Below are 1,800 nucleotides of genomic sequence, written 5' to 3' on the forward strand. Positions count from 1 at the left end.
CCAGCCACTTTTTTCTTATTAGCAGGTGATGCAGTTTGATACATTGCTAAAGCAGCTGCCGGCAACCCGAAGATATTTGAGTTACCTTGCATTGCAAATCCACCTTGAGGAAACATTTCAATTAATGGTTTTGTTGACTGTGCGAACTCGTGAAGATGATCTAGCCAATAAGCATAAGTTCCCCCATCGACTACCGCGGGACCATATTGGAATGGACCATAAATAAAATGATGGAGTCCCGTTGGTAATAAAATCTTTTCTAGGAAGATATATAACCAAACCCCAAAGCTACCAGAACTAGCCATTACTTTTTGTAAAGAAATGATTCCTCTTTGCACATATGGCCAAACCAAAGCTGTAAGAAATGCCATAGGTAAACAAATAAAGAATGATATTATTACAACAAAAGCAGATCCTTGGAATATACCAAGATAATCTGGCAACTGGTAATCGAAAAATTTGTTATGAACATATGTTGCAATAGATGAAATAATAATTGCGCCTAAAATACTAGTATCTAAGGTTAATACACCTGAAACCATTGCAAAACCTGCAGTACCTTCGTGGAAAGCATCAATATTTATCCCAAAAAAATCTGGGAATGAAGTAATCATAGCATTAGTAAAATAATTAAACGTTAAGAAAATAATTACTGATTCAACAACTGCTCTTCCATTAGCTTTTTTTGCAAGCGTTAATGGAATTCCCATAGCGAATATCAAAGGCATTTGATTAAAAATTGTCCAGGCCCCTGTTTCTACAATTCCCCATATCTTATTCCATACAGTTCCATCATTAGCAATTGACCCAACTATCATAGGGTTATTGAATAAAGCTGATAAACCTATGACTATACCTGAAAATGTAAAAAATAATACTGGGACAAACATCGCACTACCAAAGCGCTGAAACTTCTGCATCATATAAATTCCTCCTATAATTTGTTAACGTTTACATTAATCATAATGTAAATAGGTAACTTTTCAATAAAATATATATAATTTGGTATGATAACAAGATTTAAAAATTTGTTCTAAATTAAGGGATTTATTCCAAAAAATTTCTATAATAAATGAAAATATAATTATATTAAAAAGAAGGGAAGGAAATTATGAGTATTGAAACAATAATTAATTCAAAAATTAATGATCTTTCTGAAATTGATAAAAAGGTTTTAGCCTATATTCTTGAAAACCAAGATACTATACAACTACTCACTCTTGAAGAGATATCTGATTTAGTTCATGTATCAAAATCATCAATAGTGCGTTTAAGTCAGAAATTAGGTTTTAAAGGCTTTTCAGAATTTAGATACTTTTTGAAGGATCCATCGAAAAAAAAGAATCATATTCATGAAAGTAATATGAAAAATCTTATAACTGATATTCAAAGCACATTGTCTTTGATTCAACAAACTAAATTTGTAGAAATTTCAGCTAAAATAAAGCAAGCTAATCGAGTTTTTGTCTTTGGGACAGGGTGGGGTGAACAAAAAGCAGCGAGTGATCTAGTGAGAAATTTTATGTCCCATGGTGTTTTTTTTGTAAATATTCCTTCAATTACAGAATTAGAATGGAACTTAAGACACATTTGTTCAGAAGATTTAATTATAATTATTTCTTTCAGTGGAGAAAATCAGGAATTAATCAATTTGGTTAATCAATTAATTATTAGAAACATTTCAATATGTTCAATTACTCCTTTGCGACAAAACACTTTATCGTCACTTGCTGATTTTAAATTATATTATGAATATTCGGAACTTAACTTTAATGACAAAGTTGATTCAGATTACAATTT

General features: G+C 30.7%; 2 protein-coding genes. One reads left to right on the forward strand and one right to left on the reverse strand.

Translation table 11 applies throughout. The features are described from left to right. Positions 1-923: PTS transporter subunit EIIC (locus tag G396_RS0108545; RefSeq protein WP_028125708.1), on the reverse strand; the 923-nt coding region annotated here is incomplete at its 3' end. 188 nt (positions 924-1,111) lie between these two features. Here G396_RS0108545 and G396_RS0108550 point away from each other — a divergent pair. Then, positions 1,112-1,800, forward strand: a 689-nt coding sequence (locus G396_RS0108550) for a MurR/RpiR family transcriptional regulator (RefSeq protein WP_028125709.1), incomplete at its 3' end; no start/stop codon positions are given.

It is taken from the genome of Eremococcus coleocola DSM 15696 (assembly GCF_000428865.1).
Lineage (GTDB): Bacteria > Bacillota > Bacilli > Lactobacillales > Aerococcaceae > Eremococcus > Eremococcus coleocola.